24 protein-coding genes are annotated in these 23,404 nt (G+C 66.2%); 9 read left to right on the top strand and 15 right to left on the bottom strand.

The features are described 5' to 3' along the window. Window positions 1–71: 71 nt before the first annotated feature. The gene (locus tag HL653_RS15475) at window positions 72–464 is read left to right on the top strand and encodes a helix-turn-helix domain-containing protein (protein ID WP_171745314.1); all 393 of its coding nucleotides are present in this window, start codon (window positions 72–74) and stop codon (window positions 462–464) included. Between the two features lie 177 nt (window positions 465–641). On the opposite strand, the gene HL653_RS15470 is transcribed toward HL653_RS15475, so the two are convergent. The 6 genes from HL653_RS15470 to HL653_RS15445 form a co-directional block, all read right to left on the bottom strand. Continuing rightward, entirely contained in the window at window positions 642–1,391 is a 750-nt protein-coding gene (locus HL653_RS15470; protein WP_253716937.1) for a 3'(2'),5'-bisphosphate nucleotidase CysQ, read from the bottom strand. Next, window positions 1,388–3,289 carry a sulfate adenylyltransferase subunit CysN gene (gene cysN / locus HL653_RS15465; protein WP_171745313.1) on the bottom strand — a complete coding sequence of 634 codons (1,902 nt, stop codon included), beginning with the start codon at window positions 3,287–3,289 and terminating at the stop codon, window positions 1,388–1,390. Before cysN ends, HL653_RS15470 begins: the two co-directional genes overlap by 4 nt. A gap of 196 nt (window positions 3,290–3,485) precedes the next feature. Continuing rightward, complete coding sequence (gene cysD / locus HL653_RS15460; RefSeq protein WP_253716935.1) at window positions 3,486–4,433, bottom strand: sulfate adenylyltransferase subunit CysD; 948 nt, start codon at window positions 4,431–4,433, stop codon at window positions 3,486–3,488. A 132-nt stretch (window positions 4,434–4,565) separates the two neighbouring features. Further along, the gene (locus tag HL653_RS15455; RefSeq protein WP_171745312.1) at window positions 4,566–5,381 is read right to left on the bottom strand and encodes an ATP-binding protein; all 816 of its coding nucleotides are present in this window, start codon (window positions 5,379–5,381) and stop codon (window positions 4,566–4,568) included. Then, a complete protein-coding gene (locus HL653_RS15450; RefSeq protein ID WP_171747015.1) occupies window positions 5,378–5,845 on the bottom strand; it encodes a GNAT family N-acetyltransferase in 468 nt (155 codons plus the stop codon). The genes HL653_RS15455 and HL653_RS15450 overlap by 4 nt, the downstream gene beginning before the upstream one ends. A gap of 5 nt (window positions 5,846–5,850) precedes the next feature. Beyond that, window positions 5,851–6,666: a DMT family transporter gene (locus tag HL653_RS15445; protein WP_253716933.1), complete on the bottom strand. Its 816-nt coding sequence runs from the start codon at window positions 6,664–6,666 to the stop codon at window positions 5,851–5,853. Window positions 6,667–6,864: 198 nt separating this feature from the next. Here HL653_RS15445 and HL653_RS15440 point away from each other — a divergent pair, with 198 nt between their 5' ends. Further along, entirely contained in the window at window positions 6,865–8,118 is a 1,254-nt protein-coding gene (locus HL653_RS15440; protein WP_171745310.1) for a sugar MFS transporter, read from the top strand. A 13-nt stretch (window positions 8,119–8,131) separates the two neighbouring features. Then, window positions 8,132–9,484 (top strand): carbohydrate porin, encoded by a 1,353-nt coding sequence (locus HL653_RS15435; protein WP_171745309.1) that lies wholly within the window; start codon window positions 8,132–8,134, stop codon window positions 9,482–9,484. Between the two features lie 75 nt (window positions 9,485–9,559). Here HL653_RS15435 and HL653_RS15430 read toward each other — a convergent pair whose 3' ends face one another. Next, a complete protein-coding gene (locus tag HL653_RS15430) occupies window positions 9,560–9,889 on the bottom strand; it encodes a hypothetical protein (RefSeq protein ID WP_171745308.1) in 330 nt (109 codons plus the stop codon). Window positions 9,890–9,932: 43 nt separating this feature from the next. Beyond that, window positions 9,933–11,054 carry a flavodoxin-dependent (E)-4-hydroxy-3-methylbut-2-enyl-diphosphate synthase gene (gene ispG, locus HL653_RS15425; RefSeq protein WP_171745307.1) on the bottom strand — a complete coding sequence of 374 codons (1,122 nt, stop codon included), beginning with the start codon at window positions 11,052–11,054 and terminating at the stop codon, window positions 9,933–9,935. A 131-nt stretch (window positions 11,055–11,185) separates the two neighbouring features. On the opposite strand from ispG, the gene HL653_RS15420 reads away from it, so the two are divergent. The 4 genes from HL653_RS15420 to HL653_RS15405 all read left to right on the top strand — a co-directional run bounded on the left by HL653_RS15420 (window position 11,186) and on the right by HL653_RS15405 (window position 14,849). Then, window positions 11,186–12,397 (top strand): acyltransferase family protein, encoded by a 1,212-nt coding sequence (locus HL653_RS15420; protein WP_253716931.1) that lies wholly within the window; start codon window positions 11,186–11,188, stop codon window positions 12,395–12,397. 1 nt (window position 12,398) lies between these two features. Next, window positions 12,399–13,316, top strand: coding sequence for an isoaspartyl peptidase/L-asparaginase family protein (locus HL653_RS15415; RefSeq protein ID WP_171745306.1), 918 nt, complete (start codon window positions 12,399–12,401; stop codon window positions 13,314–13,316). 16 nt (window positions 13,317–13,332) lie between these two features. Then, window positions 13,333–14,241 (top strand): S1/P1 nuclease, encoded by a 909-nt coding sequence (locus HL653_RS15410; protein WP_171745305.1) that lies wholly within the window; start codon window positions 13,333–13,335, stop codon window positions 14,239–14,241. Window positions 14,242–14,396: 155 nt separating this feature from the next. Next, on the top strand, window positions 14,397–14,849 hold the full coding sequence (locus tag HL653_RS15405; protein ID WP_171745304.1) for a hypothetical protein: 453 nt from the start codon (window positions 14,397–14,399) through the stop codon (window positions 14,847–14,849). Window positions 14,850–14,971: 122 nt separating this feature from the next. On the opposite strand, the gene HL653_RS15400 is transcribed toward HL653_RS15405, so the two are convergent. Both HL653_RS15400 and HL653_RS15395 read right to left on the bottom strand, forming a co-directional pair. Beyond that, window positions 14,972–15,607, bottom strand: coding sequence for an LON peptidase substrate-binding domain-containing protein (locus HL653_RS15400; RefSeq protein WP_171745303.1), 636 nt, complete (start codon window positions 15,605–15,607; stop codon window positions 14,972–14,974). Then, complete coding sequence (locus HL653_RS15395; protein ID WP_253716929.1) at window positions 15,604–16,515, bottom strand: tetratricopeptide repeat protein; 912 nt, start codon at window positions 16,513–16,515, stop codon at window positions 15,604–15,606. The genes HL653_RS15400 and HL653_RS15395 overlap by 4 nt, the downstream gene beginning before the upstream one ends. A 262-nt stretch (window positions 16,516–16,777) precedes the next feature. On the opposite strand from HL653_RS15395, the gene HL653_RS15390 reads away from it, so the two are divergent. Continuing rightward, complete coding sequence (locus HL653_RS15390; RefSeq protein WP_171745302.1) at window positions 16,778–16,936, top strand: DUF3309 family protein; 159 nt, start codon at window positions 16,778–16,780, stop codon at window positions 16,934–16,936. A 193-nt stretch (window positions 16,937–17,129) separates the two neighbouring features. Further along, window positions 17,130–19,187 carry an adenylate/guanylate cyclase domain-containing protein gene (locus HL653_RS15385; protein ID WP_171745301.1) on the top strand — a complete coding sequence of 686 codons (2,058 nt, stop codon included), beginning with the start codon at window positions 17,130–17,132 and terminating at the stop codon, window positions 19,185–19,187. Between the two features lie 13 nt (window positions 19,188–19,200). Here the strand turns inward: HL653_RS15385 and HL653_RS15380 are convergent, their stop codons facing one another. From HL653_RS15380 to HL653_RS15360, 5 genes are all read right to left on the bottom strand, one after another. Continuing rightward, window positions 19,201–20,364 carry a DUF1501 domain-containing protein gene (locus HL653_RS15380; protein ID WP_171745300.1) on the bottom strand — a complete coding sequence of 388 codons (1,164 nt, stop codon included), beginning with the start codon at window positions 20,362–20,364 and terminating at the stop codon, window positions 19,201–19,203. A gap of 2 nt (window positions 20,365–20,366) precedes the next feature. Beyond that, window positions 20,367–21,806 carry a DUF1800 family protein gene (locus HL653_RS15375; protein ID WP_171745299.1) on the bottom strand — a complete coding sequence of 480 codons (1,440 nt, stop codon included), beginning with the start codon at window positions 21,804–21,806 and terminating at the stop codon, window positions 20,367–20,369. Between the two features lie 105 nt (window positions 21,807–21,911). Then, window positions 21,912–22,364, bottom strand: coding sequence for a periplasmic heavy metal sensor (locus HL653_RS15370; RefSeq protein ID WP_171745298.1), 453 nt, complete (start codon window positions 22,362–22,364; stop codon window positions 21,912–21,914). Next, window positions 22,361–22,777: a hypothetical protein gene (locus tag HL653_RS15365; RefSeq protein ID WP_171745297.1), complete on the bottom strand. Its 417-nt coding sequence runs from the start codon at window positions 22,775–22,777 to the stop codon at window positions 22,361–22,363. The genes HL653_RS15370 and HL653_RS15365 overlap by 4 nt, the downstream gene beginning before the upstream one ends. Then, on the bottom strand, window positions 22,774–23,358 hold the full coding sequence (locus HL653_RS15360; protein WP_253716927.1) for an RNA polymerase sigma factor: 585 nt from the start codon (window positions 23,356–23,358) through the stop codon (window positions 22,774–22,776). The genes HL653_RS15365 and HL653_RS15360 overlap by 4 nt, the downstream gene beginning before the upstream one ends. Window positions 23,359–23,404: the final 46 nt, after the last annotated feature.

The raw sequence follows: 23,404 nt of genomic DNA, 5'->3' as shown, positions 1-23,404 counted from the left end.
ACTGATTGCGAAAGGCCAGATAGTCGCCTAACTTACTCATCGTAAGTACGCACAATAAGGTTAGTGTCAAAATGCTGGAGCGCACCTCGTCCCGCCTGGCCGACCGGATCGCGCGCGGCGATCTGTTCGACACGCGCTGCCCGTCGCGCGCGATCCTGAAGCATATCACCAGCACCTGGGGGATGCTCGCCCTGATCGCGTTGCGGCAAGGCACGCTGCGGTTCAGCGAGCTGCGGCGGCGGGTGAACGGGGTGAGCGAACGGATGCTCGCGCAGACGCTGCAGCAGTTGGAAGGTGACGGTCTGGTGCTGCGCGTCAGCTATCCGGTGGTGCCGCCCCACGTGGAATATAGCCTGACCCCACTGGGCGAGGAGGCGGCGGCTCTGGTCGAGGGACTGGCCGACTGGATCGAGGGGAATTTGGGGACGTTGATGAAGGGGGTAGAGGCGCCGGAAGCGGCCTGAGTACCCGTCCCTTACTCCGTTCGTGCTGAGCGAAGTCGAAGCACGTGCTTCGGGCGGTGTTTTTTGCAGCACGTGCTTCGACTTCAGCCCAAAGGGCTGAAGTTTATCCTGAGCGCCTGCCTTGGCAGGCAGTCGAAGGGCTCAGCACGAACGGGTTTTTGGGTTTCCCTGTTGAACTTAACCCCCGTAAGCGGCCGCCAGCCGCAGCACCTCACCCGCCAGTTCCGGCCGACAGATCAGCAGATCGGGCAGATAGGGATTGGGGTGATTGTAGGTGAGCGGGCGACCGTCCACCCGGCTCACATGCAGCCCCGCCGCCGCCGCCACCGCCACCGGCGCGCAATTGTCCCACTCATATTGGCCGCCGGTGTGGAGATAGATTTCCGCCTCGCCGCGCACCACCGCCATCGCCTTGGCGCCGGCCGAGCCCATCGGCACCAGTTCGGCGCCCAGGGCTTCGGCCACCGCCACCGCCTCGGCAGCGGGACGCGTGCGGCTCACCAGCATCCGCAGCGGGCCGCCCGACGCTGCGGGCATCGCCACCCGATCCGACCGCAGCACCAGACCCAGCCCCGGCAGCGCCACCGCGCCCGCCTCGGCCCGGCCGTCCACCGCCAGCGCGATATGCACCGCCCAGTCGGCGCGGCCCTCGCCATATTCGCGCGTGCCGTCGAGCGGATCGACGATCCACACGCGGCTCTGCGTGCAGCGCGCGGTGTCATTCAGTTCCTCTTCGGAGAGGATCGCATCCTCGGGCCGCTGCGTCCGCAGCGCCTCCATGATGAAGCGGTTGGCGACGAGATCGCCCGCCTGCCCCAGCGCCTTGCCCGCGAACAGGCCCGATCGCTGGAGCGAGACGAGCAGTTCGCCCGCCGTCGCCGCGATGCCTGCGGCCAGTTCGGTGTCGGTCAGAACAGGGGCGTTCACGGGATCAGCTTCGCCACGATCAGGTCCGCCGCCTCTTCGGGCGTGAGCGCGGTGGTGTCGATGCGGATTTCGGGAGCATCCGGCGCCTCATAGGGGCTGTCGATGCCGGTGAAATTCTTCAGATCGCCCGCGCGCGCCTTCGCATAGAGGCCCTTCACGTCGCGCGCCTCGGCCTCGGCCAATGGCGTGTCGACATGCACCTCGATGAACTCGCCCGGCTTCATCATCTGGCGCACCAGTTCCCGCTCGGCGCGGAAGGGCGAGATGAAGGCGGTGATCACGATCAGGCCCGCATCGGTCATCAGCTTGGCCACCTCGCCCACGCGACGGATATTCTCCACGCGATCGGCATCGGTGAAGCCCAGATCCTTGTTCAGGCCGTGGCGCACATTGTCCCCGTCCAGCAGGAAGGTGTGGCGGTTCATCCGCGCCAGCTTCTTCTCGACCAGATTGGCGATCGTCGACTTGCCCGCGCCCGAAAGCCCGGTGAACCACAGCACGGCGGGGGTCTGGTTCTTGAGCGCGGCATGCGCCTCGCGGCTGATATCCTGCGCCTGCCAGTGGACATTCTGCGCCCGCCGCAGCGAGAAATGGATCATCCCCGCCGCCACGGTGGCGTTCGTGATCTTGTCGATCAGAATGAATCCGCCGAGCGTGCGATTGTCGGCATAAGGCTCGAACACCAGCGGCCGATCGGTCGCGATGTTCGCAACGCCGATCGCGTTCAGTTCCAGAGTCTTGGCAGCAAGATGCTCCAACGTATTGACGTTGACCTGATATTTCGGCGCCTGGATCGTCGCGCTCACGGTCTGCGTGGCGGACTTGAGCCAATAGGAGCGGCCGGGCAGCATCGCCTCGTCCGCCATCCACACGATCGTCGTCTCGAACTGGTCGGCGGCCTGCGGGGGATTGTCGGCGATGGCGATCACGTCGCCGCGCGAGCAATCCACCTCGTCAGCGAGCGTCAGCGTGACCGACTGGCCCGCCACCGCTTCGTCTAGGTCGCCGCCCAGCGTGACGATGCGCGCGATGCTGGAGGTCTTGCCAGAAGGCAGCACGCGCACGGCATCGCCCGGCTTCACCGAACCCGTCGCGATCAGGCCGGAAAAGCCACGGAAATCGAGATTGGGCCGGTTCACCCACTGCACCGGCATCCGGAAAGGCTTCGCCTGATCGGCGGTCTGATCGACCGGCACCGTCTCCAGATGCTCGATCAGGGTCTTGCCGCGATACCAGGGGGTCTTCTCGGAGAGCGACGCGATATTGTCGCCCTTGAAACCCGAAATCGGGATGGCGGTGAAATCGGTGATGCCGATCTCGCTGGCGAAGGCGCGATAGGCGAGCCGGATGCGATCGAACACGGACTGGTCATAATCGACCAGATCCATCTTGTTCACCGCCAGCACGATATTCCGGATGCCGATCAACTGCGCCAGATAGGAATGGCGCCGCGTCTGCGTCAGCACACCCTTGCGCGCATCGACGAGGATCACGGCGAGATCGGCGGTGGACGCGCCCGTCACCATGTTGCGCGTATATTGTTCGTGGCCGGGCGTATCGGCGACGATGAACTTGCGCTTCTCGGTCGCGAAGAAGCGATAGGCGACGTCGATCGTGATGCCCTGCTCGCGCTCGGCGGCGAGACCGTCCACCAGCAGAGCGAAATCGATCTCCTGTCCCTGCGTGCCGACACGCTTGGAATCCGCCTCGAGCGCCGCCAGCTGATCTTCGAAGATCATCTTCGAATCGTACAGCAAGCGCCCGATAAGCGTGGATTTTCCATCATCCACCGAGCCGCAGGTGATGAAGCGCAGCAACGTCTTGTGCTGATGCTGCGCCAGATAGGCGTCGATATCCTCGGCGATGAGGGCATCGGTTTTGTAGATGGGATCGGTCACGCCTGTTCCTCGCGAGGCTCGCTCGCAAAACGCCCGTTCGTCCTGAGCCCTTCGACTGCCTGCCAAGGCAGGCGCTCAGGATGAACTTCAGCCCCTTGGGCTGAAGTCGAAGGACGTGCTGCAAGCGACATGCCCGAAGCCCGTGCTTCGACTTCGCTCAGCACGAACGGGGAGAAAGCGTTGGGCGAAAGGGCCATCAGAAATACCCCTCCTGCTTCTTCTTCTCCATGCCGGCCCCGCCCGCATCCTTGTCGATCGCGCGGCCCTGTCGTTCGGAGGTGGTGGTGAGCAGCATTTCCTGGATCACTTCGGACAGGGTCGCCGCCTCGCTCTCCACAGCCCCCGTCAGCGGATAGCAGCCGAGCGTGCGGAAGCGGATCGATCGATCGACCGGCACTTCGCCGGGCTCCAGCGGAAAGCGATCGTCATCCACCATCAGCAGCATTCCGTCACGCTCCACGGTCGGGCGCTTCTGCGCGAAATAGAGCGGCACGATCGGCACGTCGTTCAGCTGGATATATTGCCAGATGTCCAGTTCGGTCCAGTTGGAGATGGGGAAGACGCGGATGCTTTCCCCCTTCGCCTTCTTGGCATTGTAGAGGTTCCACAATTCCGGCCGCTGGTTCTTCGGATCCCAGCGATGATTGGCCGAACGGAACGAGAAGATGCGCTCCTTGGCCCTGCTCTTCTCCTCATCGCGCCGGGCGCCGCCAAAGGCCGCGTCGAAGCCGTACAGGTCCAGCGCCTGCTTCAGCCCTTCCGTCTTCCACATGTCGGTGTGGAGCGCGCCATGATCGAACGGGTTGATCCCCCGCTCCCTGGCCTCGGGATTCTGATAGACGAGCAGTTCCATGCCGCTCTCGCGCGCCATCCGGTCGCGCAGCTCGTACATCGCCTTGAACTTCCACGTCGTATCGACATGCAGCAGCGGGAAAGGCGGCGGGCTCGGGTAAAAGGCCTTGCGCGCAAGGTGGAGCATCACCGCGCTGTCCTTGCCCACCGAATAGAGCATCACCGGCTTCTCGGCCTCGGCGACGACTTCGCGCAGGATGTGGATGCTCTCGGCCTCGAGACGCTCGAGATGGGTCAGGGTCTTGTTCGACATGTTGCGGCTCATCTGGCCCACGCAGAGGCCGGCCGCCATTCAGTTTTTCCTGTGCGGCCCCAAGCTGTAGCTTAGCTGCTCAGAAAGACCGCACTCCCGCGAACGCGGGAGTCCAGAGACGCGGACACAACGCCTGAAGCTCTGGGCTCCTGCGTTCGCAGGAGCACCAGCTTAGAGCACCGTCCCCTGCCGCCCGGCCAGTTCGACCACATATTGCCACGCGACGCGGCCGGAGCGGTGGCCGCGCGTCGTCGCCCAGGCGATCGCCTCCTGCGGATCGAAGGTCAAGCCGTGCGCCTTCGCATAACCCGCCACCATCGCCACGTAGGTCGGCTGATCGACAACATGGAAGCCGAGGCTGAGGCCGAAGCGATCGGCCAGCGCCAGCTTGTCGTCCGCCACGTCGCGCGGATTGATGACGTCGGTCTGCTCGCTCATGTGCCGCTCGACGATGTGGCGGCGATTGGCCGTCACCAGCAGGCGCGCATTGGCCGGGCGCGCCTCGGCGCCGCCCTCCAGCAGCGAGCGCAGACGGCGCGGGCCGCCGTCGCCATCGGCAAAACCCAGATCGTCGATGAAGATGGCGAAGGCGCGATCGACGCCCGCGATCCGATCGAACAGAGGCGGCAGCGCATCCAGCGTATCGCCCGCCACCTCGATCAAGGCGAGCTTGCCCTGCTCGGCCTGAATCTGGCCAACGGCTGCCTTCACCAAAGCCGACTTGCCCGTGCCGCGCGCGCCCCACAGCAACACGTCATGCGCGGGCAACCCGCCCGCCAGCCGGCGGAGATTGTCGGTCAGTTGCGCCTTCTGCGGATCGATGCCTTCGAGCAGCGCCAGCGGCAGCGGCGAAAATTCGCGCGCGGCCACCAGAGCGCCGTCGCGCCACACATAAGCGGGCGCAGCCAGCGGATCGGCCGAGGCCGGCGGCGGGGGCGACATCCGCTCCAGCGCCGCGACGATGCGGGTCAGCAAAGCGTCGCTCATGCCGCCAGCGCCTTGATGCCGGCCTCGTCCAGGCGCCAGGGCTGCCATCCCGATTGCGGCCTGCCGCCGATCGTCCGGTAGAAATTCATCGCGCTCTCATTCCAGTCCAGAACCGCCCAATCGATCCGCGCGCAACCGCGCGTCACCGCCTCCCGCGCCAGCGCCCGGAACAAGGCCTTGCCCGCGCCCGTGCCGCGCGCCGCCTCATCGACGACGAGATCCTCCAGGTAAATGCCGGGTCGCCCCGTCCAGGTCGAATAATTGAGGAACCACACGGCGACCCCCACGATCGCCCCGCCCGCCTCCGCGACATGCGCGAAGACCTGCGCGCCCTCCGCAAAGAAGGTGGCGTGCAGCGAGGCTTCCGTCGCCTCCACCGCATCCGGCTGACGCTCATAGGTGGCGAGGTGGCGGATCAGCCGGAGGATATCGGGCACATCGCCCGGCACGGCGGGACGGACCATAGCGCTCACAGCGACACCTCCGCCGCCATCGGCTCCGGCCGGCGGGACAAGGCCGCGACCACGCATCCCGCCACGATCAACGCCGCGCCCGCCAGCACCGTCACGGTCAGCGTCTCGCCGAAAAACAGCGCCCCCAGGATCGCGGACCAGACAAACGCCGAATATTCCACCGGGATCAACGTCTTCGCCTCCGCTCTGGCATAGGCCCAGGCGAGCAGGAACACCGACATCTGCGCCAGCACCGCCCCCAGGATGATCATCGGCCAGTGCGACAGCGCGGGCAAAGGCGCAAGCCACGGCGCCAGCGGCAACAGCCACATCAGCGTGGTGGCATTCTGGAAGAAGGTGATCTCCACCGCGCTCGCCGCCTGCGCCTGTCGCCGCAGCAGGGTGAGCCCATAGCCATAGATGGCCGCCGCGCCGAGGATCGCCACACCGCCGCCGATCGCGCCGCGATCCACCTGCCCCGTCAGCCGCCCCGCGATCAGGACCGCGACGCCCGCCACGCCGAGCAGCGAGGCGATGATCTGTCGACGCCCGATCCGCTCGCCCAGCAGCACCGCCGAACAATAGAGCGCCACCAGCGGCGAGATGAAGGACAAGGCGATGCCCTCCGCCATCGGCAGACGGGTGAGCCCATAAAAATAGCCGATCGCCGAAACGGCCGTCACGGCGCCGCGCTGGACATGCAGCATCAGCACCGCGAGCGTCGGCCACGACGCCCCGCCCCGCGCCAGCAACAGGCCGGTCAGCGGCAGCGCCGCGACCGTACGCCACAGCATCGCGCAATAGGCTCCGATCACCAGAGCGAGCCCCTTCATAACGGCATCCATGGTCGTGAATATTGCTATTCCGATACAGGCCGCGACGATTGGTAGCGCTCCCAATTGCTTAAAGCTCAATCGCAAATCCCTATTTTGCAACGACGTTTGTCTCGGAAATCCCACATTGGCCGCCCGCGTTACGGAACCGCATTTGTTGCTGCTTGTTATGCAACCGCTCTAAAAAGGTTAGCCTCCATGACCTATTCCCGGGAGGGCGCGAAAGCCGGTTCGCGCTCCCTTACGATCCTCGTGATCGCGCTGTTTTTCATATGGGGCGGCGCCACGAGCCTCAACGATATCCTGATCCCGAAACTGAAGGGACTCTACTCGCTCACCTACCTCGAGGTGATGCTGACGCAGTTCGCCTTCTTCACCGCTTACTTCATCGTCTCGATCCCGGCCGGCACGCTGATCACGCGCATCGGCTATCTGAAGGGCATCGTCGTCGGCCTGGTGGTGACGGCGCTGGGCGCCCTGCTCTTCTGGCCCGCTGCCTCGTCCGGCATCTATATGAGCTTCCTCGGCGCGCTGTTCGTGCTGGCGGCGGGCATCACGATCCTGCAGGTGGCGGCGAACCCGTTCATCGCCTCGCTAGGCGACGAGCGCACGTCGAGCAGCCGGCTGACCTTCGCGCAGGCGTTCAATTCGCTCGGCACGACCGTCTGGCCCTATGTCGGCTCCAACCTCATTCTGGCGGGCACCGTCGGCGCGGTCGATCCCGCGACGCTCTCCGCCTCGGCCCTGCCCGCCTATCGCGTGCAGGAAAGCGCGGTCATCGCCCACGTCTATGTCGGCATCGCGATCGTGCTGGCGATCATCGCATTGGTCTTCTGGCTGCGCCGCAATGCGGTCGCCAACGAGCGCCCCGATGCGGTCGGCTTCCTCGACAGCCTTAGCCTGCTCGGCCAGAAGCGCATCCTGTTCGGCGTGGTCGCGCTCTTCTGTTACGTCGGCGCCGAAGTCTCGATCGGCAGCCTGATGGTCAATTATCTGGGCCAGCAGGACGTGATGGGCCTCGATGCCCGCGCGGCCGGCGAGCGCCTTTCGCTCTACTGGGGCGGCGCGATGATCGGCCGCTTCATCGGCGCGGCGCTGCTCCAGCGGATCGAGCCGGGCAAGCTGCTCGCCACCTTCTGCGGCGCGACGGTGCTGCTCGTCCTGACATCGATCTTCACGCACGGCCCGCTGGCCGGCTGGTCGCTGCTCGCGGTCGGCCTGTTCAACTCGATCATGTTCCCCACGATCTTCAGCCTCGCGCTGGAGGGCCAGGGCGATCGCACGCCGGAAGCATCCGGCCTGCTCTGCATGGCCATCGTCGGCGGCGCGATCCTGCCGCTCGTCAGCGGCGGTATCGCCGATGCCACGGGCATCGCCGCCGCGCTTGTCATTCCTGTCGTCTGCTATGTCATCATCGGCATCTTCGGGCTCAGCAATCCCGCCAAAGGTTAAAGAATACATGCACTTGTCCACCTTCAAGACCGCGCTGACCGCGGGACTGCTCGCCACCGCCATGCCCGCGATCGCACAGACCAGCGACACGACGCCCGACGCCAACCCGGCCAACGCCGCCGCCGAAACGCAGGAAGCGCCGAAGACCCCGTCCACCCTCACCGGCGAATGGGGCGGCCTCCGCACCAAGGCGCGCGACGCGGGCATCGATCTCACCGGCGCCTACGTTAGCGAGTTCGGCGCGAACGTGTCCGGCGGCCAGCGCAAGGACGCAACCGAGACCGGCCAGTTCACGTTCGGCGCCACCGTCGATACGGATAAATTGTTCGGCCTGAAGGGCGGCACGCTGCAGGCGTCGATCACCTTCCGTCGCGGCCACAATCTCGCCGATCCGTCGCGCGCCGGCCTCGGCACGCTGCAGCAGGTGCAGGAAGTCTATGGTCGCGGCCAGACCTGGCGCCTGACGGAGCTGTGGTATCAGCAGGATCTGGGCGGCGGCTTCGACATCAAGGCCGGCCGCATGACCCAGGGCGCCGACTTCAACAGCTTCTCCTGCGATTTCATGAACCTCAGCTTCTGCGGCGCGCCCGCGGGCAACCTTGCCGGCGATTACTGGTATAACTGGCCGATCGCGCAGTGGGGCGCGCGCCTGCGCTACAAGACGCCGACCTGGTATGCGATGGCCGGTGCGTACGAGAACAATCCGCGCAACCTGAACAACAAGTTCATCTTCGGCTATTTCCACGGCGCCACCGGCGTTCTCGCCACCGGCGAAGCGGGCTGGACCCCGCATCTCGGCGCGAAGGGCCTGCCCGGCAGCTATCGCGTCGGCGGCTGGTATAACAGCTCTGACGCGAACGATCTGCTGCTCGGCGTCGATCGCCAGCCCTTCGCCGTGACGGGCACCAATCCGTTGCGGAAAGACTCGCGCTATGGCGGCTATGTCGAGATCCAGCAGCAACTGACCGGCACCGCGACCGTCGATGCCAAGGGCGAGACCAAGACGGTCAAGGGCCTGAGCATCTTCTTCAACATGACGCAGACCGATCGCGGCACGCAGCGCACCGACAATCAGACCGCTGTCGGCCTGGTCCTGACCGGCGCGATTCCGGGCCGTGCCGCCGACGATATCGGGTTCGCCGTCGCCCGCACGAACGTGAACGCCCGCGCCGCGCAGGCGGAGGTGCTCGCGTCGCCAGGCTCGGAAAAGCCGAACGCCGAATATGCGGCCGAACTCTATTACGGCCTTCACCTGAAGCCGTGGCTCGTGCTGCGTCCGAACGTCCAGTATATCGTCGATCCGGGCGGCTATTCGGACATGAAGGATGTCGTCGTTCTCGGCGTGAAGAGCGCGGTGACCTTCTAAGCCCGCCTTCCTCCAACAAGAAAAGCCATCTCGGAACTGTTCCGAGGTGGCTTTTTTGTGGGCCCGATCAGGCCCCTATTTCTTGGTGGTTCGCTCGGTCGTCACCCGTTCGCGCATCACCTGTCGGGCCGCCTCGAACTGGGCACGCTCGGCATCGGACAAAGCAGGCGCACGCGCCTCGATCGCGTCGAGCCCGGTCGCCTCCCGCCGCAATGCCTTCGCCTGACGCCTGGACAGCTGGCCGGACTCCCGCCCTGCGGAAATATCGTCGCGGACATTCGGGGTTGGGCTCCACGTCGCGGACGGCATGGCCGTCCGGTTGCGCGGCATGCCCCCCATGATCTGCGCGGATGCCGGCAGCGCCGTCACCAGCGCCACCGCCATGAGACATGTCTTGGTCCGCATCGCATCCTCCTCTCACAGGAGGCGGGCGATCACGCGTCGGCCGTTACTCCGCCGCTTCCGCCACCGCCTCGGCCGCCTCGATCTCGGCGGCCTTCGCCTCGACCAGCTTCACGATATGATCGATCATGTCGGCATCCTGGATCGTATGATCGGTGACGCCCGACAGATAGACCATGTGCTTGCCATTACCGCCGCCGGTGAGGCCGATGTCGGTCTCGCGCGCCTCGCCGGGGCCATTCACCACGCAGCCCAGCACCGAAAGGCTCAGCGGCACGCGGATATGCTGCAGCCGGTTCTCCAGCTTCTCGACCGTCCGGATCACGTCGAAGCCCTGCCGCGCGCAGCTGGGGCACGAGACGACGCGCACGCCGCGCTGGCGCAGGCCGAGCGCCTTCAGAATCTCGAAGCCGACGCGTACCTCTTCCTCGGGCTCGGCCGAAAGGCTCACGCGGATCGTGTCGCCGATGCCGGCCCAGAGCAGATTGCCCATGCCGATCGCCGACTTCACCGTGCCGCCGATCAGGCCGCCCGCCTCAGTGATGCCCAGATGCAGCGGGCAATCCACCGCATCGGCCAGCTGCATGTAGGCGGAGACGGCGAGGAACACGTCCGACGCCTTCACCGCCACCTTATATTCGTGGAAATCCTGATCCTGCAGCAGCTTGATATGATCGAGCGCGCTTTCGACGAGGGCCTCGGGGCACGGCTCGCCATATTTCTCCAGCAGGTCCTTCTCGAGGCTGCCCGCGTTCACGCCGATGCGGATCGCGCAGCCATTGGCCTTGGCGGCGCGCACCACTTCGGCCACGCGCTCGCTCGATCCGATATTGCCGGGATTGATGCGGAGGCAGGCGGCGCCCGCATCGGCCGCTTCCAGTGCACGCTTATAATGGAAGTGGATGTCCGCCACGATCGGCACCTTGGCGGCGCGCGTGATCAGCGGCAGCGCCGCCGTCGAGGCCTCGTCCGGGCAGGAGACGCGGATGATGTCCGCGCCCGCTTCCTCGCAGCGGCGGATCTGGTCGATCGTCGCCGCGGCATCTTCGGTCGGCGTGTTGGTCATGGTCTGCACCGAGATCGGGGCATCGCCGCCGACGGGCACCTTGCCGACCATGATCTGACGGGATTGGCGGCGCGCAATATCGCGCCAGGGGCGAACGGACATCGGAAATGGGTCTCACAGGGCTGTTCGCGCAGGCCTATAGCGCATCTGCAGCGAGGGAAGCACCCCCCGACTCACCGTTCTGTCGCGCAGGCGGTTGACGACGGCGCAACAGGGCAACAGGGAGAGCCGACGTGCCTGCTTCCGCCCCCACCTACCCCGGTGCCCCCGCGCCGTCCGCTCCCGTGCCGCGCCCCGGCCGCCATTTCGGCATGGACTGGCTCCGCATCGGCGCGTTCCAGCTGCTGATCCTCTATCATATCGGCATGTATTTCGTGCCGTGGGAATGGCACGTCACCGCCGACAAGACGGTCCCCTGGGCGGTGCTGCCGATGGTGGCGATCAACGCGTGGCGGCTGACATTGCTGTTCACCGTATCCGGTTTCGCCAGTGCGGCGATGCTGACGCGCACGAAGCTGCCGCCCTTCGTGAAGAACCGGGTGGTGCGGCTCGGCGTGCCCCTGATCTTCGGCGTGATCGTCATCACGCCGATCCAGCCCTGGATCCAGTTGACCACGCAGCGCGGCTACACCGCCGATTTCTCCTATTTCTACCTGCACGATTATTATCGGTTCGCGATGTTCCGGGGCATGCCTTTGCCCGCGTGGCAGCATCTGTGGTTCGTCTTCTACCTGCTGGTCTATACGCTGCTGCTCGCCTGCCTGCGGACGTTGCCGGCCGGGCTGCGGACGAGCCTGCGATCGATCGTCGAGCGTATCCTGACGGGGCCTTTGCTCCTGCTGATCCCCGCCGCCATCGCCATCTTCGTGCGGCTCCACTGGCTGGCATCGGCCGAGGACAATCACAATTTCCTCGGCGACTGGGTGGCGCATATCCGCCACTTCCCGGCCTTCCTGTTCGGTTACCTTCTCTATCGGTCGCAGAGCTTCTGGGGCACGATCCGCAAGGGCTGGCCGTGGATCGCCGCCGTCGCGCTGATCGCCACCGTGATCGAGGTGCTGATCGCGTGGGATTATCCGATGACGCGGCCGATCACGGCGGGGATGCGATCGCTCTATCAGGCCGCGCGCGTCGTGCAGGGCTGGAGCGCGATCCTCGCCCTGATCGGCATCGCCGACCATTATTGGGACCGCGACGTGGGCCCCCGCGCGATGCTGGCCGAGGCGGTCTTCCCCTTCTATATCATCCACCAGACGATCATCATCGTGGTCGGCTGGCTGCTGCTGGGGAGCGATGTGCCCAACCTGCCCCGCCTCCTGATCCTGGTCGCGACCACGATGATCGGCTGCTGGATCTTCTATCTCGTCGGGCGACGCGTCGCCTTCATCCGGCCGTTGATCGGCCTGCGACCCAAACCGCCGACGTTTCGACACAAAGAGGCCTGACATGAGCGAATGGACGCTGGTGATCCACGGTGGATCCGGATCGATGCGGCGCGGCGTACTGCCCGAGGCGGAGGATGAAGGCGGTCGCGCCGGGCTGGAGGCCGCGCTGAAGGCGGGCGGCGCCGCGCTCGACGCCGGCGGCTCCGCGCTGGATGCGGTCGAGGCCGCGGTGCGGGTGATGGAGGACGATCCCCATTTCAACGCCGGGCGCGGCGCGGTCTTCTCGTGGGACGGCGCCAACGAACTGGACGCCGCGATCATGGACGGCACCAGCCGCGCCGCCGGCGCGATCAGTTCGGTCACCACCACGCGCAACCCCGTCTCGCTCGCCCGCAAGGTGATGGAAGATGGCCGCCATGTGCTGCTGTCGGGCGCGGGCGCGGACGAATTCAGCCGCGACAAGGGGCTGGAGCAGGTCGAACCGGACTATTTCGCGCTGGCCGAGCGTCGTCGCCAACTCGACGAGATCAAGGCCGGCGGCGGTTTCGACAGCGCGATGAAATATGGCACGGTCGGCGCTGTCGCGGTGGACGCGCAGGGCCATGTCGCCGCCGCCACCTCCACCGGCGGCCTGACCGCCAAGCGCTGGGGCCGGATCGGCGACAGCCCGCTGATCGGTGCGGGCACCTATGCCGACGATCGCGCCTGCGCCACCTCCTGCACCGGATCGGGCGAGATCTTCATCCGCGCCGTGGCCGCGCACGAGATCGCCGCGCTGGTCCGCTTCGGCAAGCTCGGGCCGGTGGATGCCGCCGGATCGGTGATCGCCGAGATCGGCGCCATGGGGGGCAAGGGCGGCGTCATCACCGTCGGACCGGACGGCACGGGGGGCTGGGCGTTCAACACGCCGGGCATGTATCGCGGCATCCTGCGATCGGGCGAAGCGCCCCGAGTCGCCATCTATGACGACGAAGATTGATTTGGGGATAGATCGGATGATCCGCCGCTTTCTGCTGCTCCTCGCCGGGCTGTCCGCCCTCGGCGCCTCGCCCGCCGCCGCCTTCTGGGAATATGGCCACCAGACGGTGGGCGCGATCGCGCTGTCCCAGGTGCAGCCGCGGACCCGCGCCGCCATCGCCGGGCTGCTGCGCCAGCAGAAGATCCTCGAAACGCCGACCTGCCCGATGCGGACGATCGAGGAAGCCTCGGTCTGGCCGGATTGCATTAAGACGCTGGGGGACCGTTTCTCCTACGCCTATAGCTGGCACTTCCAGGATTTCGACGTCTGCAAGCCGTTTGATTTCAAGGCGAACTGCGCGAACGGCAATTGCGCCTCGGCCCAGATCGCGCGCGCGCAGCGGATGCTGGCCGATCGCAAGCTGCCCGCGCGCGATCGCCTGATGGCGCTGGCTTTCCTTGTCCATTTCGTAGGCGACATCCACCAGCCGCTCCACGCCGCCGACGCGCATGACGATGCGGGCGGCAACGGCACGAAGGCGAGCTACGGCGCGATCGGCGGCCGCACCAATCTTCATGCCATCTGGGACGGACTGCTGGCCGATCGCGCCATCTCCACCCCGCCGGGCGGCCCCGCCGGCCTGCTCTCCGGCACCACGGTGGAGGAGCGCAAGACGCTGGCGCAAGGCTCGATCGAGGACTGGATGCATCAGAGCTGGGAGGTGGCGAAGGATGTCGTCTATCCGTCGGCCGTGGGCGATGTCTGCGCGCTACCGCCCGGTACCAAGGCCAGCGGCAAGCTGGACGAGGCCAAGATCCAGACGTTGATCCCGGTGATGCGCGCCCAGGTGCTGAAGGGCGGCCTCCGCCTCGCCCGGATGCTGGACGAGGCACTGGACGGCGATCACCCCGAAGTCGCCCACCCGCCCCGCGCCAAGGCGGGCTGACAACCTCCGCCCCCTTCCCGTTCGTGCTGAGCCTGTCGGGGCCTGTCCTGAGCGACTGCCGCAGGCAGGCAGTCGAAGGGCACTGTCCTGCTTTCTTCGGGACGAAGAAGAACAGTCCTTCGACAGGCTCAGGACAAACGGAGTAAGCCCGCGATATGCGCTATTTCCTCGATACCGAGTTCGACGGCTTCGGCGGCCCGCTGCTGAGCCTGGGCCTCGCCGCCGAGCATGGCGACAATGATTATTATGTCGTGATCCCGCACGATCACGAGCCGACCGAATGGGTCGCGCGCCATGTGGTGCCGTATCTGAAGAGCGTGCCGACCACGCTCTACAACCAGCTCGACCGCGAGGCCGCCGCGCACGATATCGCCGCATACCTCGCCTCCGACCCCGATCCCGAGATCATCGCCGACTGGCCCGAGGATATCGCCCTGTTCTGTCGCCTGCTGCTGGTGGGCGACACGGAGATTGTCGACATCTCCCACCTCCGCTTCCGTTTCCTGCGGACGCCAGGCTTCTCGACCGCGCGCAACAGCGCGGTGCCGCACAATGCCCTGCACGATGCGAGGGCGCTCCGGGATTTCGTGCTTTCGACGGAAGGGTAAGCCTTACCCTCCACCAAAGACACCGTTCGTCCTGAGCGAAGTCGAAGGACGTGCTACAAATGGCACCGCGTGAAGCACGTCCTTCGACTTCGCTCAGGACGAACGGTGGAGAGAGTTCCGCCCTACTGCAAAGTAGGCTCGTCGCCCGCGTCCAGACCGAAGAAACGGAGGAAATCGACCAGCATATCGGCGCGATCGGCCAGCGTCGGGGCTTCCAGCAACGCCTGCTTCGCCGCGATATCGAACGGCGCGACCTGCGAAATGCCGCTCACCAGCGCCTCGTCGTCCAGCCGGCCGACGTCGTCCCATTCGATCTCATAGCCATGCGCGTCGGCGAAGCGGCGTGCCTCGCGCTCCACATCCGCGCGGACGACGCTGGGCAGCGGATCGGGATCCTCGAAATCGCCCGTGAACGTCTCCGCCTCGATCTGGCGGAACGGCGTGGTGACGTCCATCTCGCGCACGGTGCGAAAGCGGGTGACGCCTTCCAGCACCAGATTGAAGCGCCCGTCCTCCATCGCCTCCACCTGCGCGATGCGGCCGACGCAGCCGACATCGAACAGAGCGGGCGCCTCCAGATCGGGCGCCTGCATCGGCAAGGGCTGGATCATCGCGATGCGCCGGTCGCGCGCGAGCGCATCGCTCACCATCGCCCGATAGCGCGGCTCGAAGATATGCAGCGGGAGATAGGCGCGCGGCAGCAGCAGCGCGCCCGGCAGCGGGAAGATGGACAGCCGCGTGCCGGTGCGCGTGGTCATCCGAACAGGACGGCCGAGAGGCGGCGGCGCTGCTGCGACACCCACGGATCTTCAAGGCCGGTCGCCTCGAACAACGTCAGCAGCCGCTTGCGGGCGGCGGCCTCGTTCCAGTCGCGATCCAGCTCGATCGAGCCGAGCAGAAGGTCCGCCGCGCCATCGCGATCGCCCGCGCCCATCAGCGCCCCAGCCAGTTCGTAACGCGCCTCCTGATCCTCGGCATTGGCGGCGACCTTGGCGCGCAAAGCCTCGACCTCGCCCACCGGGCCGGTCGCGGCCGCCAGCGCGATCGCGGCGCGGGCGCGGAGAACGCCCGCATCCTTGGCCTTGTCGGCCGGCAACGTATCCAGCGCGGCGGTCGCCTCATCGACACGGCCCGCCGCGACCAGCGCACGCGCGAGGCCCGCCACGACGGCGGGATCCTCGGGTGCCATGTCGAGCAGCTGGGTGAAGATCGAGACGGCGCGCTCCACCTCGCCCGCCTCCAGCACCTGCTCGCCCATCGCGATCAGCGGGGCGACATCCTGGTGCAGCTGATCCTCCGCGCCCTGAACCGGGATCTGGCGAAGGATCTGATCGAGGATCTGGCCGATCTGGCTTTCCGAGCGCGCATTGGTCAGGTCCGCCACCGGCTGTCCCTGGAAGATCGCATAGACGGTCGGGATCGACTTTACGCGGAATTGGGACGCGATGAACTTGTTCTCGTCGACATTCACCTTGGCGAGGATCACGCCCTTGCCCGCATAGGCCGCCGCGACCTTCTCCAGCGTGGGGGTGAGCTGCTTGCAGGGGCCGCACCATTCCGCCCAGAAATCGAGGATGACGAGCGACGTCATCGACGGCTCGATCACGTCGCGCTGGAAGGCCTCGACCTCCGCCCGATCCGCCGCGCTCATGCCCAAGGTCGCCAAAATCGTCTCCATCACCACCGAAATGAACCGCCCCTATGTGGGCGGGATGCGTCCGAGGGCAAGGGCGGAGCGCCGGGCCGGTCCGCGCGAAAGTCGCGCCAAAGCCTCCCCTCCAGAGGCCCGCGCGCGTCGCACGGCCGCATGCCCGCGATCACACCCGAGGAATGGAAACATACGCACCCGGAACTTCCGGCGTGCGCGGGCGTCATGAATAAACGAATGGGAGATGCCAATTCTGGCCATATCTCCCTCGGGAGAGGCCATGCTGACGCTTATTCTCGTTATTCTTCTGATCCTCTGGTTGGGCGGATCTTTCCCGCGTGCAGGCGCCTACAATGCCAATTGGGGATTTGCCCCGGTCGGCCTCGGCACGATCCTGATCATCGTGCTGCTGATACTTCTTCTGACCGGACGGATCTGACGAGCGCGCGGCATCGGCACGATCTTCGCATCGATGCCGCGCTGAATATCGGCATTTCTTCGGAAGATAACCCGCAACTCGCAATAACCATCCTCATCGGACACTTATCGCCCGTCCCTTCCTAGATCTTTCCTGGAAGATCGATAGATTTCCCCGCATTCAGCGAGTCGGGAGATCATCGGTGGATCCTTGGGTGATCGACGCCAATGAGATGAAGGCGTCCCAGATTTCGGTTTTCCAAACCAATCTTCTCCACCCGACCAAGAGCATCAAGGCATTTCTGGAGAGCAATAGCACCACGATGATCGTGGTCGCCCCGAAGGGATTCGGGAAAACCTTGCTTCTCAAGGCGAAACGTCTTTCCATCACGGATCCTTCGATCACGATCCTTCCATCCGGACAATCACTGCTCGACAAGCCAGCCGGATCGCCCAGTCCGCCCGCATCGAAGGAATATTCGGATACACGGGACAATCCGGCCTATTGGAAAGGCCTGTGGACGATCGCCATCGCGATCGGTGTCCTCAAACACGAAAAATGGCACCCGGAGGGCCTCCCGCCCGTGCTGGAGCGGATCTTCGCGGAGAAGGAGCTGACCAGCATCTGCGATATATTCGATCCGCTTCTTTCCGCCTCCTACGCCGACTACATAAAAATCGTCGCATGCTACAATGACAAGCTCAAGCTCAGCATGAGAAACATATCTCATAATATTTCCATATTCATCGATAATATAGACGAATATTATGAGGATATGCTGCGGGCCCAGCATATGGATGTCGGAACCAATCTCTACGGCGAGGCCAAGGAGATATATTGGTATCTCGCGCAGCTCGGCATCGCCCTCGCCTCCCGCGAAATCAACGAACATAACAGCCACATCCGCGTCTATGCGTCGATCAGGAGCGAGGTGAAGCAGCGCAGCATCACCAAAAGCTCGTTCGGGATCCAGCTGACGAGCCGATCCCTCCAGATGAACTATAGCGATCATGATCTGAAGCAGATCATCGAGAAGAATATTCTGGCGGAAAAGAAACCCAATCTCCTGCCCGGCGGGACGACGCCGATCGACAAGTTCCTCGGCAAGGATTGTATCAGCGTCTTCCATCCCAAGACGGGAGATCAGGAGGACTTTCTCGATTTCTGGATACGGCATACGCTGCGCCGCCCGCGCGACATCGTCCTGGTCGGCCGCCACATATCGGCGCTCGAACCGCGCGACCGCAATGCGCGCTCGCTCCGGCAGGCCGTGCGAACCGCGTCGCGGGAGATCGCGCGCGGGTTCATGGCGGAAATGGAGCCCCACCTTGCAGGCTTCGATCCGGATATCCTGATCGGACTCATCCGGAGCAACACGCTGTCCGCCGCCGAACTGGCCCGGATTTCCGCCGAATATGCCCAGCTCTACGAGAAGAAGTATGAAGCGCGGGGCGAACTGCACACCGATCATGTCTTCTGCGCGCTGTACAAGATCGGATTGCTCGGCGTGATCCGGAACGACGAGCAGACCTACGAGCGGATCCAGGATTTCCTGCCGCTGGGCAGCGTCGCGCTGGACGAGATCCATGTCCTGCCGGATGCGGACCTCTATCTGATCCACCCCATATTGGACGATCTGATCGGCACGCGCTCGACCCGATATTTCAACGGGCTCAACGATCTCAACGTGATCGGCGCGGGCCGGCGCTGGCGTGACGAGCGATCCGTCTCCTACGTCCTGAAAGGCGATCTCAAAGGCTATTCGGAGATCATGAAGGACGTGCCGAAATCCCGTAAATTCAAGGAATTGCTGGACGCTTCGGCGCGCGAATATTTTCACAACATCGATCACCCCGATGTCCATCAGGGGGATTCCATCCTGTTGATCGATACCAATCCCGTATCCGTGATCACGGCCGCGCGCGCGATCGAGGAACGCATCGCCAATTCTGAATTCAAGGGCACGTTCCGGTTCGGCGGGGAAGCCGGTTATGTGATGATCGACGGCAGCGATCAGAACCGCAACGTATCGGGCATGGCCTTGCGGACGGCGGCGAGGCTGGAACCGCACGTCACGCCTGGCGAAATCTGGGTGACGGAAGATTTCGTGACCCGCGTGAAGGAGCAGTTCCGCAGCGACATCTACCAGTTCGAGGAGATTGCGGCGGAGGACGCCCCGGCGCTCGGCACCCAGGACGGCCGCTTCAATCTCGCCAAGAACGAGCGGGACGAACCGATCTTCACCAAGCTGTTCCGCGTCAGGCCGCTTTAAGGCGGCGGTCGCTTCACGCCCGCTGCAGCAATCCCTCCAGCGGACGTGATGCGGGAGCCTGCGCGAACAGGGTACGACGGACGCGGTCCGGCTCGATGCCGAACGCCTCCGCCGCCAGCCCGGCGATCACGCTGTCCAGCCCCGTCGTCGCGTTCAGGTCGCGCTGCTGGTAGAGCTGCGCCTGCGCGAGCCCCGGCCAGTCCGCGATCACGCGCCCGCCCTTCAGGCCACCGCCGAACAGCATCGCGGCCGAGCCCGTGCCGTGATCGGTGCCGCCTGTGCCGTTGGCGGCGGCGGTGCGGCCGAATTCGGTGGCGACGACCACCACCGTCTTGCTCCACGTATCGCCGAGCCCGTCGCGCAAGGCCGCCAGCATCTGATCCAGCGCCTTCAATTGCGCGGTCAGGCGGAAATCCTGTCCGGTATGCGTATCCCAGCCGCCCGTCTCCAGCATGGCGATACGCGGGCCATCCGGACGGGACAGGAAGGAGGCGGCGAGCTTGCCCAGATCAGCGGGCGCGCGTCCCGCATTTTCGTCCGCCGCCATGCCGCGCGCCTCGCGCGCCGCCTCCCACAGCGGATGAAGCTGGGGATCGGCCTGATAGAGGCGGCCGACACGCAGCAGCAGATCGTCGGTCGGCTGCGGCAATGCGGATGGGGCGTAGGAGGCGACCTCGGCGGGGCCCCGCAGCGCCGGCGGCACGGTCGGCGCGAAGGCGATCGCCTCGTCGCGCGCCTTGGGCAGCAGGCCGACGAGCCGGTTGAGCCAGCCGTCGCGGACCGCATAAGGCGCGGTGCCGCCCGTCTCGAGCACATTCTGCCCGTCGAAATGCGAACGATCGCGATAGGGCGAGGCGGTGGCGTGGACGAAGATCGCCTGCTTCTGCCCATACATCGCCGCCGCCTGCACGAGCGCGGGATGGAGCGCGAACTGGCCGTCCAGCTTGGTCGCGCGTGCGGGATCGATCGCCAGCGCGCCGCGCAGCTTCGCATAATCGGGATCGGCATAGGGGATCACGATATTGAGCCCGTCGGCGGCGCCGCGCTGGATGATGAAGACGAAGCGGCTGTCCGTCTCCACCGCCGCCAGCGCCATGCGCGGCGCAACGAGCATCGCGCCGCCGAGCGCCGCGAACTTCAGGAGATCACGCCGGGGAAGATGGTGGTGGTCGCTCATGCTCACCTCCTCTGGAATTCGGGGCTGACGAGCAGCAGGGCCAGCGCGGTCGCGCCGCTCTCGGCCTGTGCCAGTGCCGTGGTGGTGGCGGGCGAGACGGCGGCGGGCATCAGCTTCGGGGCCAGTGCGCGCGCATCGATCCGGTCGCCCGCCGTGGACGCGAAGCGCTGCGCCAGTTCGACGCGGCGCATCAGCGCGTCGGGCGAGGCCCAGGTGGCGGCGATATCGTCATAACCCGCCGGTGACCCCGGCCGCCACACGGGCTGGCCGAGCTGGTTCTGCATCGGCGCGATGTCGGTCTGGCCCAGATCGCGCCGACCGAGCCCGCGCATCGACGAGACAGTCCACTCCCACGGGCTCTTGAACTTGGTGGGCACCGCCGCCCAGCTTTCGGGGGCCGCGATCAGCACGCGATAGACCGCGGTGAGATCGCCGTCATGCTTCAGGAAGGCCGCCGTCATGCGATCGACGAGAGCGGGCGGCGGATCGTCCGCCACGAAATGGCGCGCGAGCTTGGTGGAGACGTGCTTCGCGGTGGCGGGCGAGGTGGCGAGCCGATGCAGCACCGCTTTCGCCTGTCCCTCGCCTTCCTCGGAATAGGCTTTGCCGAGGATCGTGCGCGTGCCGGGCTCGTGGATATTGGGACGGAACTGGAAGCGGCCGAGCGCGCCATCATCCTTGTCGCCGCCGGGTCCCGCGCCGGGGCCCTTGCCGCCGATCGACCAGCCGGTGAGCGCGCGCGCGAATTCGGTGACGTCGGCCTGGGCATAGCCGGTGCGGACGCCGAGCGTGTGCAGTTCCATGATCTCCCGCGCGAGATTCTCGTTCAGGCCGAGCGGACGATCCGGCCGCAACTGGGCCGCGCGCAGCCCGGCCCGGCTGTCGGGCCCGACCGAACGGAATTGATCCAGATAATAGAGCATCGCCGGATGCCGCTCGACCGCGAGCAGCATATCTTCGAACCTGCCCAGCACATGCGGGCGGATCGCCTCCATCTCATAGGCGCCGGCGAAGATCGTCACCTGCGGCTTGTCGGCGGAAAGCGCGAAATGGTTGGCCCAGAAATGGACGAGCCGCTCGACGAAAGGGGTCTCGGTCGCGAGCGCACTGGCCATGCGGGCGTTGGTGGCGGCACGATAGGCCTCGCGCACCCCGGCATTCACGTCCTTGCGCGCGGCCAGAGTGGCGGCATCCTGTTTGGGATCGTTCGCGGCCGCCTTCGCCTGCTTGCGCGCTTCGGCCAGCGCCATCTGATCGGCGAAATACTCCGCCGCCAGCTGCGTGCCGTCGGGGAGCGCGGCGAAGGCGGGCGGACGCGGATCGTAGCGATCGAACTGGTCGAGCAGCCAGCGCTTCGGATCGCCGGGCGGCACGTCATCGGGCCGGGCGCCGAGGCCGAAGCGGTTCAGCGCGATCGAGGCTGGCGAGGGCGAAGGCGCCATGATGTCACTCCAAGCTACTGACCGGGTTCAACGCACGACGCGGAACAATCCGTCGCGGCCCTTTTCTTTTTCTGATCGTCACCCTGAACCGACGGCGGTGGCGCGCTACTTCTTCTTCGGAGCCAGTGGCTGCCTCAGCGGCCCCTGCCGCAGCGCGGCGGCCAGCTTTTCGCGCTCCGCCAGCGGGAGGCTCGCCGAGAAATCCACCACACGGCGCTCCAGTCGTGTCCGCAATTCCACATCGGCCCGTCGTGCGCGATCCAATTGGGCGGACACCGCCGCGCCATCGAAATTCGGCTGCACATAGAGCTTCGCCGCCTCCGCGCGCGCCTGCCGCCCCTCGATCACCAGCCCGCGCGAGGCGAGCGCGGTCTGGCGCATCGCCGCGCGGAACTGGCGCCGCTGCCCCGGCTCGAGCGCGTCGGCCGCCTGGACGCGCCAGCCGGGGCGCGTGCCATAGCCATGCGTCCAGCGCCACACACCGCCCACTATCGCACCGACCAGAAAGATGTTCAGCACCAGCGAGACGATCAGCAGGATTTTGACGGTGCGGCTCATCGCCCGATCTCCGCCTCTGCCAGATCGCCGAAGGCCGTGCCGGTCTCGCGCGCGTCGATCGCGGGCGTCGCGATCGTCAGCGCCGCCGCCGTGGCGGCCGATCCCGCCGCCACGCCCGCCGCCCCCGTCAGCGCGAGCAGCAAGGCGGACCAGCCGATCCGCGCGCGGGTCCAGACACGGGCGCGCGGATGCAGCGCGACGATGCTCGCGGCCAGCGCGGCGGATGGCGGAGCGACCATGTGGCTCAGCAGGAGCGCATCGAACGCCCATTCCTCGTCCAGCAGGCGCGCGGCCGCGGCATCGCTCCGCCCGAACGCCTCGGCGGCGGCGCGCTCGACTTCGGGCCAGCGGCGAGGATCGGCGCCGTAGGCGGCCACGATCGCCTCGAAGCGGGTGCGGTCCATATCGCTCATCGCCTGTCTCCATTCGGCCCGGCTTCGGTCAATCGCGCCCTGAGCGCCCGCCGCCCGCGCGAGAGCAGGCTTTCCAGCGCCTCGACATGAATGCCCATCAGCGCGGCCGCCTCCGCATTGCGCAGCTCCTGATAGTAAGTCAGCACGATCGCCTCGCGCTGGCGATCCGGCAGAGCGGCGAGCGCGGCTGCGATCCGATCCTGCTCGCCCGCCGTCTCGATCCCCGCATCGGGGCCGGCGCGATCGTCGGGCGCGTCCCAGCCTTCGGGTAGGGGCGCCTCGCGGCGGCGGCGCAGCCGATCGTAGCAAAGGTTGAGCGCCACGCGGTGCATCCAGGTGTCGAAGCGCGCGGCACCGGGTGTCCAGCCGGCGGCATGGCGCCAGACGCGCAGGAACACCTCCTGCGCGATATCCTCGGCCTCCTGCGGATCGCCGAGCAGGCGCGCGCCCAGTGCCTTGAGGCGCGGCAGCTTGCGCGCGACGAGCGTGCCGGCGGCCTGCCCGTCCCCCTGCCCGATCCTGCGGACGAGATCGGCATCGGGATCGTCGCCGCGATCGGATGCGCGCTCGATCTCACCCAAGAGTCATCGTCTCCAGCGCCATCGTGTCCACAGGGACCCCAGCCCG

The organism is Sphingomonas sp. AP4-R1 (assembly GCF_013113735.1).
Classification (GTDB): domain Bacteria; phylum Pseudomonadota; class Alphaproteobacteria; order Sphingomonadales; family Sphingomonadaceae; genus Sphingomonas_I.
The sequence above is the reverse complement of the archived record's forward strand: the minus strand, read 5'-3'. Positions and strand labels throughout refer to the sequence as shown.

What these genes read in the sequence shown, in the direction of transcription:
- HL653_RS15475 (WP_171745314.1), top strand. Translation starts at nt 72, where the DNA reads ATGCTGGAGCGCACCTCGTCCCGCCTGGCCGACCGGATCGCGCGCGGC.
- cysD (WP_253716935.1), bottom strand. Translation starts at nt 4,433, where the DNA reads ATGGCGGCCGGCCTCTGCGTGGGCCAGATGAGCCGCAACATGTCGAAC.
- HL653_RS15455 (WP_171745312.1), bottom strand. Translation starts at nt 5,381, where the DNA reads ATGAGCGACGCTTTGCTGACCCGCATCGTCGCGGCGCTGGAGCGGATG.
- HL653_RS15450 (WP_171747015.1), bottom strand. Translation starts at nt 5,845, where the DNA reads ATGGTCCGTCCCGCCGTGCCGGGCGATGTGCCCGATATCCTCCGGCTG.
- HL653_RS15445 (WP_253716933.1), bottom strand. Translation starts at nt 6,666, where the DNA reads ATGAAGGGGCTCGCTCTGGTGATCGGAGCCTATTGCGCGATGCTGTGG.
- HL653_RS15440 (WP_171745310.1), top strand. Translation starts at nt 6,865, where the DNA reads ATGACCTATTCCCGGGAGGGCGCGAAAGCCGGTTCGCGCTCCCTTACG.
- HL653_RS15430 (WP_171745308.1), bottom strand. Translation starts at nt 9,889, where the DNA reads ATGCGGACCAAGACATGTCTCATGGCGGTGGCGCTGGTGACGGCGCTG.
- ispG (WP_171745307.1), bottom strand. Translation starts at nt 11,054, where the DNA reads ATGTCCGTTCGCCCCTGGCGCGATATTGCGCGCCGCCAATCCCGTCAG.
- HL653_RS15415 (WP_171745306.1), top strand. Translation starts at nt 12,399, where the DNA reads ATGAGCGAATGGACGCTGGTGATCCACGGTGGATCCGGATCGATGCGG.
- HL653_RS15410 (WP_171745305.1), top strand. Translation starts at nt 13,333, where the DNA reads ATGATCCGCCGCTTTCTGCTGCTCCTCGCCGGGCTGTCCGCCCTCGGC.
- HL653_RS15405 (WP_171745304.1), top strand. Translation starts at nt 14,397, where the DNA reads ATGCGCTATTTCCTCGATACCGAGTTCGACGGCTTCGGCGGCCCGCTG.
- HL653_RS15400 (WP_171745303.1), bottom strand. Translation starts at nt 15,607, where the DNA reads ATGACCACGCGCACCGGCACGCGGCTGTCCATCTTCCCGCTGCCGGGC.
- HL653_RS15390 (WP_171745302.1), top strand. Translation starts at nt 16,778, where the DNA reads ATGCTGACGCTTATTCTCGTTATTCTTCTGATCCTCTGGTTGGGCGGA.
- HL653_RS15380 (WP_171745300.1), bottom strand. Translation starts at nt 20,364, where the DNA reads ATGAGCGACCACCACCATCTTCCCCGGCGTGATCTCCTGAAGTTCGCG.
- HL653_RS15375 (WP_171745299.1), bottom strand. Translation starts at nt 21,806, where the DNA reads ATGGCGCCTTCGCCCTCGCCAGCCTCGATCGCGCTGAACCGCTTCGGC.
- HL653_RS15370 (WP_171745298.1), bottom strand. Translation starts at nt 22,364, where the DNA reads ATGAGCCGCACCGTCAAAATCCTGCTGATCGTCTCGCTGGTGCTGAAC.
- HL653_RS15365 (WP_171745297.1), bottom strand. Translation starts at nt 22,777, where the DNA reads ATGAGCGATATGGACCGCACCCGCTTCGAGGCGATCGTGGCCGCCTAC.